The sequence below is a fragment of the Allorhizobium sp. NPDC080224 genome (assembly GCF_050281005.1).
Taxonomy (GTDB): Bacteria; Pseudomonadota; Alphaproteobacteria; order Rhizobiales; family Rhizobiaceae; genus Allorhizobium.
This window is the reverse complement of sequence record NZ_JBNNWJ010000004.1, coordinates 34,386-48,034: the sequence shown is the minus strand read 5'-3', so window position 1 is coordinate 48,034 and position 13,649 is coordinate 34,386. Positions and strand designations below refer to the sequence as shown.

Annotated in this window: 13 protein-coding genes; 7 read left to right on the top strand and 6 right to left on the bottom strand. The window is 61.2% G+C overall.

Translation table 11 applies throughout. The features are described from left to right. Window positions 1-3: 3 nt before the first annotated feature. Window positions 4-264, bottom strand: coding sequence for a DUF4212 domain-containing protein (locus ACQKP1_RS21690; RefSeq protein WP_427276976.1), 261 nt, complete (start codon window positions 262-264; stop codon window positions 4-6). A gap of 306 nt (window positions 265-570) precedes the next feature. Next, window positions 571-933 (bottom strand): thiol-disulfide oxidoreductase DCC family protein, encoded by a 363-nt coding sequence (locus ACQKP1_RS21685; protein WP_427276975.1) that lies wholly within the window; start codon window positions 931-933, stop codon window positions 571-573. 237 nt (window positions 934-1,170) lie between these two features. Here ACQKP1_RS21685 and ACQKP1_RS21680 point away from each other — a divergent pair, with 237 nt between their 5' ends. Then, entirely contained in the window at window positions 1,171-1,971 is an 801-nt protein-coding gene (locus ACQKP1_RS21680) for a creatininase family protein (protein WP_427276974.1), read from the top strand. 15 nt (window positions 1,972-1,986) lie between these two features. On the opposite strand, the gene ACQKP1_RS21675 is transcribed toward ACQKP1_RS21680, so the two are convergent. Continuing rightward, a complete protein-coding gene (locus ACQKP1_RS21675; protein WP_427276973.1) occupies window positions 1,987-2,940 on the bottom strand; it encodes a LysR family transcriptional regulator in 954 nt (317 codons plus the stop codon). Window positions 2,941-3,118: 178 nt separating this feature from the next. Here ACQKP1_RS21675 and ACQKP1_RS21670 point away from each other — a divergent pair, with 178 nt between their 5' ends. The 6 genes from ACQKP1_RS21670 to ACQKP1_RS21645 all read left to right on the top strand — a co-directional run bounded on the left by ACQKP1_RS21670 (window position 3,119) and on the right by ACQKP1_RS21645 (window position 9,806). After that, complete coding sequence (locus ACQKP1_RS21670) at window positions 3,119-4,135, top strand: ABC transporter substrate-binding protein (protein WP_427276972.1); 1,017 nt, start codon at window positions 3,119-3,121, stop codon at window positions 4,133-4,135. Between the two features lie 258 nt (window positions 4,136-4,393). Continuing rightward, the gene (locus ACQKP1_RS21665; protein WP_427276971.1) at window positions 4,394-5,224 is read left to right on the top strand and encodes an ABC transporter ATP-binding protein; all 831 of its coding nucleotides are present in this window, start codon (window positions 4,394-4,396) and stop codon (window positions 5,222-5,224) included. Then, window positions 5,224-6,018 (top strand): ABC transporter permease, encoded by a 795-nt coding sequence (locus ACQKP1_RS21660; RefSeq protein WP_427276970.1) that lies wholly within the window; start codon window positions 5,224-5,226, stop codon window positions 6,016-6,018. Before ACQKP1_RS21665 ends, ACQKP1_RS21660 begins: the two co-directional genes overlap by 1 nt. Then, window positions 6,018-7,331, top strand: a complete 1,314-nt coding sequence (locus ACQKP1_RS21655) for a cytosine deaminase (protein WP_427276969.1) — start codon at window positions 6,018-6,020, stop codon at window positions 7,329-7,331. The genes ACQKP1_RS21660 and ACQKP1_RS21655 overlap by 1 nt, the downstream gene beginning before the upstream one ends. Window positions 7,332-7,333: 2 nt before the next feature. After that, complete coding sequence (locus ACQKP1_RS21650; protein WP_427276968.1) at window positions 7,334-8,746, top strand: FAD-binding oxidoreductase; 1,413 nt, start codon at window positions 7,334-7,336, stop codon at window positions 8,744-8,746. Window positions 8,747-9,224: 478 nt separating this feature from the next. After that, window positions 9,225-9,806: an NAD(P)H-dependent oxidoreductase gene (locus ACQKP1_RS21645; protein ID WP_427276967.1), complete on the top strand. Its 582-nt coding sequence runs from the start codon at window positions 9,225-9,227 to the stop codon at window positions 9,804-9,806. 15 nt (window positions 9,807-9,821) lie between these two features. Here the strand turns inward: ACQKP1_RS21645 and ACQKP1_RS21640 are convergent, their stop codons facing one another. From ACQKP1_RS21640 to ACQKP1_RS21630, 3 genes are all read right to left on the bottom strand, one after another. Next, window positions 9,822-10,211 carry a RidA family protein gene (locus tag ACQKP1_RS21640; RefSeq protein WP_203018236.1) on the bottom strand — a complete coding sequence of 130 codons (390 nt, stop codon included), beginning with the start codon at window positions 10,209-10,211 and terminating at the stop codon, window positions 9,822-9,824. A gap of 89 nt (window positions 10,212-10,300) precedes the next feature. Then, a complete protein-coding gene (locus ACQKP1_RS21635) occupies window positions 10,301-11,392 on the bottom strand; it encodes an ABC transporter ATP-binding protein (protein WP_203018238.1) in 1,092 nt (363 codons plus the stop codon). An 11-nt stretch (window positions 11,393-11,403) separates the two neighbouring features. Beyond that, window positions 11,404-13,647, bottom strand: coding sequence for a glycoside hydrolase family 2 TIM barrel-domain containing protein (locus ACQKP1_RS21630; RefSeq protein WP_427276966.1), 2,244 nt, complete (start codon window positions 13,645-13,647; stop codon window positions 11,404-11,406). Window positions 13,648-13,649 lie beyond the last annotated feature (2 nt).

Genomic DNA, 13,649 nt, shown 5'->3' with positions numbered 1-13,649 from the left:
GCCTTACTGCTCGTCGACGCCGAATTCGCGGTCGATCTTGTTCATGTACACCGAGTAGCCGAAGATCAGCGCGATGAAGACGACGATCGAGCCTTGCTGGGCGAACCAGAAGCCGAGGTCGGTTCCGCCGATGGCGATGCCGGACAAAGCCGGACGAAGCAGGATACCGAATCCGTAGGATACGATGGCCCAGATCGCCAAGCAGATGTAGATGATGCGAACGTTTGCTGCCCAGTAAGCGTTAGACGAAGATTTATCCGTCACGAGTACTCCTCCCTTTCCTCGATGAGACGTCCCCGGGACGTCTCTTGCCTCCACGTCGATTCCGCCAATCCTTGTCCCAAGGCGGAATAGACAATTGTCTAGGAGTAACGAATCCCCCGGAGGTCGTACATTCTCCGTTAGTCGCACGAGGCACTGTATTGCCGGAGACTTTGCTGCATTGCAGCAAGAATTGTGACGGAAACACATCAATAGATCGGCGACCTAGAGCCTCCGCGTCATTGCACCAGACAAGGCGGGCCAGCCTCAAGAAAAGCCAGCACCAAGGAACAACCTACCACAACGGAATCATGAGGTTGAGGAGGAACGGACCAGACGCTGCAGGCGTGGGCGGATGCGCAGAAAACGCCGATAGGCGGCTTCGAAAACAGGCGTCACCGGCTTCCATCCGGCCAGGAGACCGAGCGGTCGCAACATGGGAATGGCCCGCCACATCGCCGCAAATGCCGCCGCACCCGACAGAAGTTTTCCTCCTTCTTCTGCATGGAAGCGGGACAGAAGCTCTGCTCGATCGAGCGGACAGCTGCCTTGAGGGTCGAACGCATCGATGAAGTTGATCGCACCGCGACTGTCGAGACGGCGCATCAAGGCGATCTCTCGCTGGCAGAGAGGACAACTGCTGTCGAACCAGACGGTCACCTGCGCGGACATGGTCGCCTTTCACGGGAAGAGTTTCGTCTCCCATAACTGGGGCCAAAGCTGCCTTCCGGCAATGCGGCGTCGCGCCGCTGCCTCATTGCTGTCGCCGGTCGCCTTTGACCCGGAACTTGAAAGCGGCAAGCCGCGCGAGCGCAATTTGGCATCGGCGCGAGCGGAATATGATGCTTTTCGGACCCCGCGACTTTGCCTTATCGAACGAGGGGAACAAAGACGCAGAGGCGGACGGCAATGACCAGACCATTCTTCTGGAACGAACTGACGACGACGGATTTTGCAGAGCTATCGCCGGAAACGACGATCGCCATCCTGCCGATCGCCTCGACCGAGCAGCACGGACCTCACCTGCCCATTGCGACCGACGTGTCCATCGCAAACGGCATGCTGGCGGAATTGCAGACCCAGCGACCTGATGATCTCGACTTCCTCGTGCTTCCCACCCAGGAAATCGGCAAGGCCAACGAGCATGTCTACGGGCCCGGCAGCCTGTCCTTCGGCCCGGAGATCCTGATCCCGGCCTGGACGGCCATCGGCAGCAAGGTCGCCGAAGCCGGCATTCGCAAGCTCGTCATCGTCAATTCCCATGGCGGCAATGTCGATGTCATGAGCATTGTCGGCCGCGAACTGCGGGTCCGACACCAGATGGTCGTCGTCTCGACCCAATGGGGCCGTTTCGGAAACCCGGAGGGTATGATCTCCGAGCATGAGAGCCGCTACGGCATCCATGGCGGTGAGGTCGAGACCTCGCTGATGCTGCATTTCCGGCCGGAACTGGTGCGTATGGACAAGGCACAGAACTTTATCTCGAAAGCCGAGGAGATGCGCGCAAGCTCGAAATATCTGACGCCCCTGCCGCCGCATTCGCTCGCCTGGATCGCCCATGACCTGAACCCGCACGGCGTGGTCGGCGACGCCTCGAAGGGCACTGCCGAAAAAGGTGCCGCGATCTGCCGCCATCAGGTCGCGGGCTTCATCGAACTCTTGCGCGACGTTGCCGCCTATCCGCTCTCGAACCTCTACACGCCCAGCTGACCGGACACTCGCCCCTCAGCTCTGGCCGCGAATGGTCTCGGGGATATGCCCCCGCGCCTTGAGGTCCTGAACCAGCGCCAGAAGCTCCTGCATCAGATATTCGACGAAGAGGCTTGTCGCGGAATCGAGTGGCGCCCTTGCACGGGCGAAAAGCTTCATCGGCTGATGACGGATATGAGCCTCGGTCAGCGGCCGGAAGATCAGCTCGCCGCGTCGGCATTCGGCAACCGCGTCGAGCGGATTGAGCATGGTGAGCCCCGTGCCCGCCTTGACCAACTGCTTCATCAGTTCCGAGGAATTCGTCTCGACAACTGGCTCGACGAGCAGTGGCAGCGGTGCCAGCGCTAGATCGATGATATTGCGCAAACTGGTACCCGACTGCGCCAGGATCAAAGGCTCCTGAACCACCTCGACGAGATCGATCGGCCCCTCATCGCGCGCCAGCCGATGGCCGGGCGGCAGCACGACGCCGACAGGCACATCGATATTCGCGAGGGTGCGAATACCGGGGGTCGCCGGGATGTTGAAGCCGAGACCTAGATCGACCTCGCCGGTGAGCACCGGATTGATCGTCGTTGAGCCCCCATCGTTACGAAGTTTGATCTGGATGCGGGGATGCTCGGCAACGAACCCAGCAAGGATTGCCGGCAGTGGTCCGGAGGCAAGACCGACCGTCGTCACCAGCGACACCTTTCCGGCCTGCGGCGTCTTCAAGCCGCGGATCCGGCCCTCGAGCCGCTCGTAACTCTTCAAAACGTCGCGGATGTGTTCGACACACAGCTCTCCGGCGGCGGTCAGCCTCAGCCCTTTCGGCAAACGCTCGAAAAGGGGCGCGCCCAGTTCCTCCTCCAGCGCCAGGATCTGGCGATTGACTGCAGATGATGCGACATTGAGGCGCTGGGCCGCCTTCCGGATCGAGCCGCAACGGACGATTTCGTTGATGTAGACGAGCTTTCTGGAGTGCAGCACGAGGCCTCCGCTGCGTAAAAATTAGTCATGCCGCATCACTATGCATCAATCTCGAGAGCAGTGCAAAAAAAGCATCGATGCGGACGAAATTTGATGCTTTTCAAGACGCAATGCGACCGATCAAATGACCGAAAAGGGAGCCCGAAAACGGGTCCTGCAACGAACAGGGGAACGATCAATGCGCGACATGCTCACCAAGACCAGCCTCTTTGCCCTGATGGGCCTTGCGGCCTCGCTCGGCTCCACCTCGGCGGCTCTTGCCCTCGACGAAGTGACCTATGGTACAAACTGGCTGGCCCAGGCCGAACATGGCGGCTTCTATCAGGCAGTCGCCGATGGCACCTATGAGAGATACGGCCTGAAGGTCACTGTCGTACAGGGTGGCCCGCAGGCCGCCAACCGCGCGCTATTGATCGCTGGCAAGGTCGATTTCTACATGGGCAGCCCGCTCGGCGAGATGGACGCCGTCAAGGAAGGCATCCCGCTGATCGACGTGGCGGCCATCTTCCAGAAGGACCCCCAGGTCCTGCTCGCCCATCCCGACCAGGGCATCGAGACTTTCGCCGACCTCGCCAAGCTCGATAGCATCTTCATGGGCAAGGACGGCTACGTCACCTATTATGAATGGATGAAGAAGAACTTCGAGGGTTTCACCGACGAGAAGTACAAGCCCTACACCTTCAACCCCGCTCCCTTCATCGCGGATCCGAGGTCCGCCCAGCAGGGTTACCTGACGTCAGAACCCTATGAGATCGAGAAGCAGGCCGGCTGGGCACCGAAGGTCTTCCTGCTCGCCGACAACGGCTACAATCCCTATTCGACGATGATCACGACCACGACGACCATGGTCGAGAGCAAGCCCGATCTCGTCCAGCGCTTCGTCGATGCCTCGATCGAGGGTTGGTACAACTACCTCTACGGCGACAACAAGGCCGCCAACGACCTCATCAAGAGGGACAATCCGGAAATGACGGATGGTCAGATCGAGTATTCGATCGCCAAGATGAAGGAATACGGCATCGTCGAATCCGCAGAAGCGATGGACAAGGGCATCGGCTGCATGACCGACGACAAGTACAAGTCCTTCTTCGACGCCATGGTCCAGATCGGTGTCCAGCCTGCCGACCTCGACTATAAGAAGGCCTACACCACCCAGTTCGTCTGTAAGGGCGTGGGTTTGGCGCTGAAGAAGTGATGCGACACAGGGCAGAGGCGTTACCCCCCTCTGCCCTGCCGGGCATCTCCCCCACACGGGGGGAGACCGGCTGAGCGGCAGGCCTATCGCCCGCTTTTGGAGTGCCGAACAACGCGGCAAACGCGCCGCTCCGCTCTCCCCCCTTGTGGGGGAGATGTCACGCAGTGACAGAGGGGGGTACCCCACCTCGCAACGTCAACCTTGCCGCAACCCTAGGCCGCAACACCAGAATGCAACGCGGATGTAACGCGAGACAGAATGACCAGTTCGCCAGCCACCGAAGACCCCATCACCCCGCCCCCTCCCGAACAGCGCCGGGCGCTCGTGGTGATGAAGGACGTATCCAAGGTCTTTTCCAGCGGCACGGTAGCGCTGACCGACATGTCGCTCACCGTCAACGGCGGCGAATTCGTCTCGCTGCTCGGCCCCTCAGGCTGCGGCAAGTCGACAGCGCTCCGGATCATCGCGGGCTTGGGCGACACCACGACGGGCACGATCGACTGGCCAAGCTCCCGCATCAACTCCAAGGGCCTGCCCGACGGCGACATCTCCTTCGTTTTCCAGGAGCCGACGCTGATGCCCTGGGCTACCGTCTTCGGCAATGTCTACCTGCCGCTCAAGCTGCGCGGCATCTCCAAGTCTGCCGCCAGGGCCGATATCCTCGCCGCCCTCGACCGCGTCGGGCTCAAGGACTTCGCGGACGCCTATCCGCGCGAACTCTCCGGCGGCATGAAGATGCGCGTCTCCATCGCCCGCGCGCTGGTCACCAAACCGAAGCTTCTTCTGATGGACGAGCCCTTCGCGGCGCTCGACGAAATCACCCGGCAGAAGCTGAACGACGATGTGCTCAAGCTCTGGAAGGAGACCGGCATTACCGTCATTTTCGTCACCCACTCCGTCTTCGAAAGCGCCTACCTCTCGAGCCGCATCGTCGTGATGAAGGCGCGCCCCGGTCGCGTGCACGCCGACTTCCCGCTGCAGACCAGCCTCGAACGCGACACCTTCTACCGAACCTCTGAAGAGTATCGGCAAGCCTGCGAAACCGTGTCCAAGACACTGAGCGAAGCCATGGGCGGGGAGCATCACTGATGACCGGACCGACCGAAACTATCGCAAAGATCCTCGTTCCCATTCTGGTCGTCTGTCTGCTGATCGTGTTCTGGCAGGTCGGCGTCTGGGTCTCGGGTGTGCCGCAATACATCCTGCCCGGCCCGATCGCGGTATCCGGCGCTCTCTTCAAGGACTGGGGTACGTTGTCGCCAGCCCTCTGGGTCACCACCAAGATCACCCTGATGTCGCTGGGCCTCGCACTTCTCGGCGGCGTCGGCATCGCCGTTGCCCTCGTGCAGTCGAAGTGGATCGAGATCGCCTTCTACCCGATCACTGTCATCCTGCAGGTGACCCCGATTGTTGCGATTGCCCCGCTAATCCTGATCTATTCACCCTCGACACAGGTGGCGCTCCTGATCTGCGCCTTCCTCGTCGCCTTCTTCCCGATCCTCTCCAACATGGTGCAGGGCCTGAAAAGCGTCGACCACAACCTGCTCAACCTTTTCGAACTCTACGGCGCCTCGCGCTGGCAGACCCTGCTTTACCTCAAACTACCGGCCTCGCTCCCCTATTTCATGACGGGCTTGCGCATCGGTGGTGGCCTCGCACTGATCGCCGCCGTCGTCGCAGAATTCGCAGCAGGCTCGGCCGGCGCCGGCTCGGGCCTTGCCTTCCGCCTGCTCGAAGCCCAGTTTCGTCTCAACATTCCCCGTCTCTTCGCCGCCCTTTTCCTGCTCTCCTGCCTCGGCGTGGTCATCTTCGCCATCACCTCCTTCATCTCCTGGCTGGCACTGCATCGCTGGCATGAGAGCAGCCTGAAACGAGAAAATTGATGTCGAGCCCAATCACCGCCCTCCCCGCTGCCAAACGCTTCGTCCTTGCCAATGCGACGCTGCCGCAGATCTGCGTCAACGGTATCGAGGCCCCCGCCTGCGAGGGCCTGATCAGCGCCGACATCGTAGTTGCCGACGGCAAGATCGAGGCGATCCTGAAGCCCGGCGACGCCCCATCAGGCCTGCCCTCAACGGATCTCCGCCACGGCATGGTCTGGCCAACCTTCGTCGACATGCACACCCATCTCGACAAGGGCCATATCTGGGATCGCAAGCCCAACCCGTCTGGCGACTTCATCCGCGCGCTTGAAGCGGTCCAGGCCGACCGCGAGGCCCGCTGGTCAGCGTCCGACGTCAAGGCCCGTATGGAATTCTCCCTGCGTACGGCTTACGCCCACGGCACCAGCCTCATCCGCACACACCTTGATAGCTTGTCACCCCAGCACCGCATCTCCTTCGAGGTCTTCGCGGAAGTCCGCGACGCCTGGGCGGGCAAGGTCGACCTGCAGGCCGCCGCCCTCTTTCCCTTCGACCAGATCACCGACGAGGCCTTTTTCAAGGATCTGGTCGAAGTCATCGTCGCCCACAAAGGCCTGCTCGGCGGCGTCACCTATCTGATGCCGGAACTCGACGAAAAGCTCGACATCCTCTTCCGCACAGCCTCCGAAAACGGCCTCGACATCGACCTGCATGTCGACGAGACACAGGACAAGGAAACCCTGACGCTGAAGACCATTGCGGAAGCCAAAATCCGCAATGGCTTCGAAGGATCCGTCACTGTCGGCCATTGCTGCTCGCTCGCGCGTCAGGACGAGGATCTGGCGAAACGCACCATCGATCTGGTGGCTGAGGCCGGCCTCTCCGTCGTCTCGCTGCCGATGTGCAACATGTATCTGCAGGACCGTCACCCGGCCCGCACGCCCCGCCAGCGCGGCGTAACCCTCTTCCATGAACTCACGGCAGCAGGCGTCGCGACCGCCGTCTCCTCCGACAACACCCGCGACCCCTTCTATGCCTATGGTGATCTCGATCCGGTCGAGGTGTTCCGCGAGGCGGTGCGCATCATCCATCTCGACCACCCGCTCGACACCGCCGCAAGGGTCGTCACCCGCACGCCGGCCGACATCCTGAAACGCCCGGACCACGGCCGCATTGCGGTTGGCGCCAAGGCCGATCTCGTTCTCTTCAGCGCCCGCCGCTGGAGCGAATTCCTTTCCCGTCCGCAGGCTGACCGCATCGTGATGCGGAATGGCATGGGCATCGACCGCAGCCTGCCGGATTACCGCGAACTTGACCCGTTGCTTGGAGTTTAGACATGGCCGACTACGCGAGGATCAAACAGGAACTGGACGGCATCGCCGTCGAAGACAATCCGGCGCTCGTCAAACAGAAAAGCCGCGACTTCTACTGGTATTCGCCGATCCTGAAGGAAGAACTCGACAATGTCGTCGGTGACCTCGTCGTTTCGCCGACAACGGAAGAAGAGGTCATCCGGACGCTCAAGGTCGCCTATGCCCATGGCGTGCCCGTCACCCCGCGCGGCGGCGGCACCGGCAATTACGGCCAGGCCATGCCGCTCTCGGGCGGCATCGTTCTGAACCTGATCAACATGAACAAGGTGAAGGAGATCCTGCCCGGTCGCGTCATCTGCGAACCAGGCGTCATCATCTCAGAACTCGACAAGCAGACCAAGGAACATTCCGGCCAGGAACTGCGCTTCCACCCATCGACGAAGCAGACCGCCAGCGTCGCCGGCTTTATCGCCGGCGGCTCCGGCGGCGTCGGCTCGATCACCTGGGGCGGCTTGCGCGACCTCGGCAACATCCTGCGCCTGCGCGTCGTCACCATGGAAGCCGAGCCGCGCGTGCTTGAACTCTCCGCCTGGGATCTGCAGAAGGTCTCGCACGCCTATGGCACCAACGGCATCATCACCGAAGTCGAGATGCCGCTGGCACCTGCTTACGACTGGGTGGACGTCATCGTCGGCTATGACGACTTCATGGACGCGGTGAAATTTGCCGATGCGCTCGCCCACAAGAACGGCATCCTCCTGAAGGAAGTCGCCCCGATCGCAGCCCCGATCCCTTACGACTATTTCACGCGCCACAAGCCCTGGCTGAAGGAAGGCCAGTCGGTGGTCGTGCTGATGGTGGCACCCCATTCCATGGAGCCCTTCCTGGCGCTCGCCGACAAGATGAAGGGCGACGTCCGTTTTCGCTCCGATCAGGTCGAAAGCATGAAGGGCATCCCGCATGCCTATGAGCTGACCTGGAATCACACTACACTCCGGGCGCTCAAGCTCGATACCAATATCACCTATCTCCAGGTCCAGTATCCCGGCCCCGACCATGTCGAGAAGGTCCGGATCATGACAGAACTCTTCCCGGACGAGGTCATCGGCCATCTCGAATTCATCAAATTCGATGGCCAGATCCAGTGCGCCGGCCTGCCGCTGGTGGGCTACACGACCAAGGAGCGGCTGGAGGAGATCATCCGCATCCACGAAGAAAACGGCTGCCCGATCTTCAACCCACATCGCTACACGCTGGAAGAAGGCGGCATGAAGCAGACCGACCAGGTCCAGCTCGCCTTCAAGAAGGAAACCGATCCGAAGGGATTGCTGAACCCCGGCAAGATGATCGCCTGGGAGAACCCGGATTTCGATTTCTCGGCAGGCAAGAACTACCTCTTCCCAGGGCTGGAGGTGTTTGCGGAGGCTGGAGAATAGCGGCTCGACGGTTTGCCTTGGTGCTCTTGATACCCCCCTCTGCCCTGCCGGGCATCTCCCCCACACGGGGGGAGAGCGGGATACGGCCGACGCCTTGCACAAACGCCACCGTTGAAGATGCGGCTACGGTATTTAGACATGACAAACTTGGAGCAGGATTTCGTCATTCGCAACGATTGAGGGAATGAAGCCGGCGCGCCCATCCACTCTCCCCCCGTGTGGGGGAGATGTCCGGCAGGACAGAGGGGGTACCCCGTGCGCAACGACAAACAACAACAAGGAACTACCCTACCGCCACCAAACCCCATTCCGAAGGTACTCCCGGCCGACCCTCTTCGGCCCATGCGACATCAGACATGGCATCCCTCATCCCTCGGCATCAGGCGGCGAAGGATCGGGATGCTGGGACAAACGGCGCGGAAGTTTTCAACTGGACCCCGACTGCGCAAGCAACGGGCAACGACTTGGAGCTTTTCACATGCGCGTACTCGTTCTTCACTCCCACCCCCTGGACGAGAGCTTCGGCCGGGCGCTTTACAAGCTCACCTGCGAGAGCCTGGAAAAGGCCGGACACGAAGTCGACGGCTGCAATCTCTACGAGGAAGGCTTCGACCCGGTGCTGTCAGCCCATGACCGCCGCGTCTATCACGATATCCCCGACAATCTGACGTTGGTGAAACCCTATGTCGACCGCCTGCTGAAGGCGGAAGCGCTGGTGATCGTCACCCCGGTCTGGAATTTCGGCTTCCCGGCCATGCTCAAGGGCTATTTCGACCGGGTCTGGCTGCCTGGTGTGTCCTTCGACCTCGTGGACGGCAAGCTCACCCCGACGCTACGCCACATCCGCAAACTTGCTGCCGTCATGACCTATGGCGCAACGCCGATGCGCGCCTTTCTCGCCGGCAATCCGCCGAAGAAGATTGTCACCCGCGTCCTTCGCGCCCAGATCAAGCTCGGCGCGCCGGTCAAGTATCTGGCCCACTACGACATGAACAATTGCACGGAAGAAACCCGTGCAGCCTTCATGGCCAAGGTGCGCCGCGAGATGGAAAATTTCTGAGAGAAAGGCTTGCGGTCAGACCACCTTGGCCGCTGTCACCTCGACTTCAACGAGGAATTCCGGCCGCGTGAAGCCGCCCACCACCAGCAGTGTCGAAACCGGCTTCGGATCGAGCGTATAGCGATCGCGCACCGCCATATAGGCGGGAAAGTCCTCCCGCCGCGTCACAAAGCCGGAGATCCGGATCACATCCGCGAAGGTCATCCCAGCCTCTTCCAGAATGGCCTTGATCGCCTCAAAGCAAAGCTCGGCCTGGCCGGTCACATCAGGCGGGATCGTGTCGTCTGGACGGATGCCAAGCTGACCTGAAGTGACGAGCAGGCTCGCACCTGGCGGCACCAGCAGACCGTGATTGTAGTGTCCGAAAGGACGGCGGACGGAGGGGGGATTGAAGACCTTTTTCATGTGTCCGAGCCTAGCGCGGCGAGCCCGTGTGCGAAAGCGCAAAGCGCGCATCGACTCGCCTTTTGTCCTTGGCGATTGAGGCCTGTCGGCTAACGAATGCGCAGCCCCGAAGCATCGAAGAGAAAGCTGGTCTTCGCAGAAATCCCCACCGCGATCTCGTCGCCATAGCGCGCCCCATGACGCCGCTCTTCCTGCTCGATGATGATCTGCTCGCCGGGCACCGTATGGGCGTAAACATAGCTGGTATTGCCGAGATGTTCGACAACATCGACATGCGCCACCATCCGCGTATCCCCGCTGCCATCAGGCAGGAAATGCTCTGGCCGCACCCCGACCGTCACGGCATCGCCGACCTTTGGCGGGGTCGCGCAGGCAATCGTCAACTGCGTATCCGGCCGCGCAGTGAGGGCGACAGTGACCTGCCCACCCTCCGCCTGAGCGACGACCGTGGCCGGCAGAAAATTCATTCGCGGCGAGCCGATGAACCCGGCCACGAACATGTTGTCGGGATCGTCGTAAAGGGCGAGCGGCGCTCCGACCTGCTCGACAATGCCGCCACGCATGACGACGATCTTGTCGGCCAGCGTCATAGCCTCGACCTGGTCATGCGTGACATAGACGATGGTGGCGTTGAGCTCCTTGTGCAGCCGTGCGATCTCGACACGCATGTGCACGCGCAGTTCCGCGTCGAGGTTCGAAAGCGGCTCGTCGAACAGGAAAACGTCTGGCTGGCGCACGATGGCACGGCCGATCGCGACACGCTGCCGTTGGCCGCCCGACAAGGCCTTGGGCTTGCGGTCCATCAGCGCGTCGAGTTCGAGGATCTTCGCCGCCGCATTGACCCGTCGCTCGATCTCGTCCTTCGCCATGCCGGCAAAGCGCAACGCGAACCCCATGTTCTCCCGCACGGTCATATGCGGGTAGAGCGCATAGGTCTGGAACACCATGGCAATGCCACGCTTCGACGGATCGACATCGTTCATCACGCTGCCGCCGATCTCAAGCGTGCCTGCGGAAATGTCCTCAAGCCCCGCGATCATCCGCAGCAGCGTGGACTTGCCGCAGCCGGACGGACCGACGAAGACGACGAATTCCCCCGAGGAAACCTCGAGATTCACCCCCTTGATGACCTCAAGCGAGCCGTAGGACTTGCGGATATCGGTGAGCCGGACCTCTGCCATGTAAGCCTCGCTCAGGTGACGTTGAAGGTCATGCGCTTGGTCCCGAAGGGACGGCAAGTCGCCGACAGCGTCAAGTGACCGGTTTCGTTTCCGGCTTCGACATAAACGCCAACCGCGCCACCCTTGAAGGAGAGAAGCGAGGGGCCGACGATCCGGCCCGGGCCTTCGAGCGACACCTCGACCGGATCATCGAAGAAGCCCAGGACATTGCCGCCCTGATCGAGCGCACGCAGGATGACGCGAACCGTGTCCTTCTCGCCAGATCGAAGCTCAGTGTCGTCAGCCGCGATGTCCAGAGTTGTCGGCAGCGGATCGGCTGGCAGATGACGGCGAACCACTTCCTCGCCGTTGATAAAGCCGACCAGTTCGCCATCCCGCCAGGTCATGCCCCATTCGCCGAATTCCTCCGGCGTGACCATGCTGTGGTCGAGAATGCAGGGCGGATGCGGGAGGTGCGGATAGGTCTTAGTATCCGGCTCGATCCGCTTGACGATATGGCCCATGCGGATTTCGACATAGTCGCAATTGGTGAGCACGATCAGCGGCAGCACGCCACCGATATTGCGCTCGCCACGCGCCCAGAAGCTGACCGGCTGCATTACCACTTTGTCAGCTGGGTCGCCCTGCGAGGCATAGGCGTAAGCCGCGAATTTCGGCTCGCGATACATGTCGGTGACGCCGTGATAGCAGATGCGATCGCCGGAGCCGAAATCCTTGTGGGTGTTGTAGTCGAACATGCACCAGCCGGTGGACCCCGAGATCGACGGGTCGCCGGCGGCGGCATTGAGGATCGCCAGATGCCGGCCGACATGCTCCGCCTGCCGCTGCTCCTGGTCGAAACGCTTGGTCGGATACATGTGACCGCCATATTCGGTGATCATGTAGGGCACCTTGCGGTCGAGCCCGGTGACCTCGCGCTGATCGCGCAGCACCAGCCGCTCGCGATTATGGCCCGGCAGTTCCTCCATGCCGAGGATGAAGTCGTTCATCGTATAGACGTCTTCGAGCAATTCGCTGTCGGTGATGTAGCGCACGCCGCCTGTCTGGCGGGTGGTGTCGAGCGAGCGTGCCATGGCATTCGTCTCGACATAGAAATCGTGAGAATCTTGGCTCTCGTTGATACGCACACCCCAGATGATGATCGACGGATGGTTCCAATCGCGCTCGATCATCCGGCGCACGTTCTGAACGCTCTCCGCCTTCCAGGCATCACCGCCGATATGCTGCCAGCCGGGGATCTCTTCGAAGACCAGCAGGCCGATCTCGTCGCAACGATCGAGGAAGTATTTCGACTGCGGATAATGCGAGGTGCGGGCGATGTTGCAGGCGAGGTCGAACTTCAGGATGTCGGCATCCTTCTCCTGACCGCGCCGGCCCATGGCATAGCCGAGATGCGGCCAGGCCTGGTGACGGTTGAGGCCGCGCAGCTTGACCACGCGCCCATTCAGCTTGAAGCCCTCGATCGTGTATTCGGCAGAGCGGAAGCCGAAACGGCTGGTCACGGCGTCGGCACCGGCTGCTGTCTCCAGCGCCACCGTGAGGTGATAGAGGGCGGGATTGTCGATGTCCCAGAGCGTGATGCCCTGTAAGCTGGAAAAGCCGAGCGAAACCTCTGCGCCAGAGACTGTCGCCTCGGTCCGCGCGATCTCCTGACCTGCAGCATCGTTCAGAACAGCCGTGACCTTGCCGGACAGCGCCTGATCCGTCGGATTGGAAATCCAGACCTTCGCCGTCACCTGCTTGGTTTGATCAAGCACATTCGGTGTCTCGATCTTGACGTTGGCGATCGAAACCGGCGCCGTCACCTTCAGCCAGACGTCACGATAGATGCCGGCATAGGTGAGATAATCGATCACGCCGCCAAAGGGCGGGATCTCGGGGTTCTCTGAGCCGTCGATCTTGACCGTCAGCAGGTTGTCGCCGGCCTTCAGATGCGGAGTGAGCCGGGCTTCGAACGGCGTGTAACCATCCTTGTGCGCGGTGATCTCCACACCGTTGAGATAGACGACGCTATCCGCCATCGCGGCATCGAAAACCAGAGAGACTTCGCCGCCTTCGAAACGCGGGTCCCAGGCAATGACCTTCTGATAGGTAAAGGCCTTCTGATAGCTCTTCTCGTCGAAATAATTGTAGGGCAGCTCGACCGCCGTATGGGGAAGCTGGACCGTCTCGCCCGGCTGGGACGCCGAGGCAAAAGCCGGCTCGAAGCCTGCGCGGAAGGTCCAGTCCCGGTTGAAAGTCTCGATAATGCGCATTT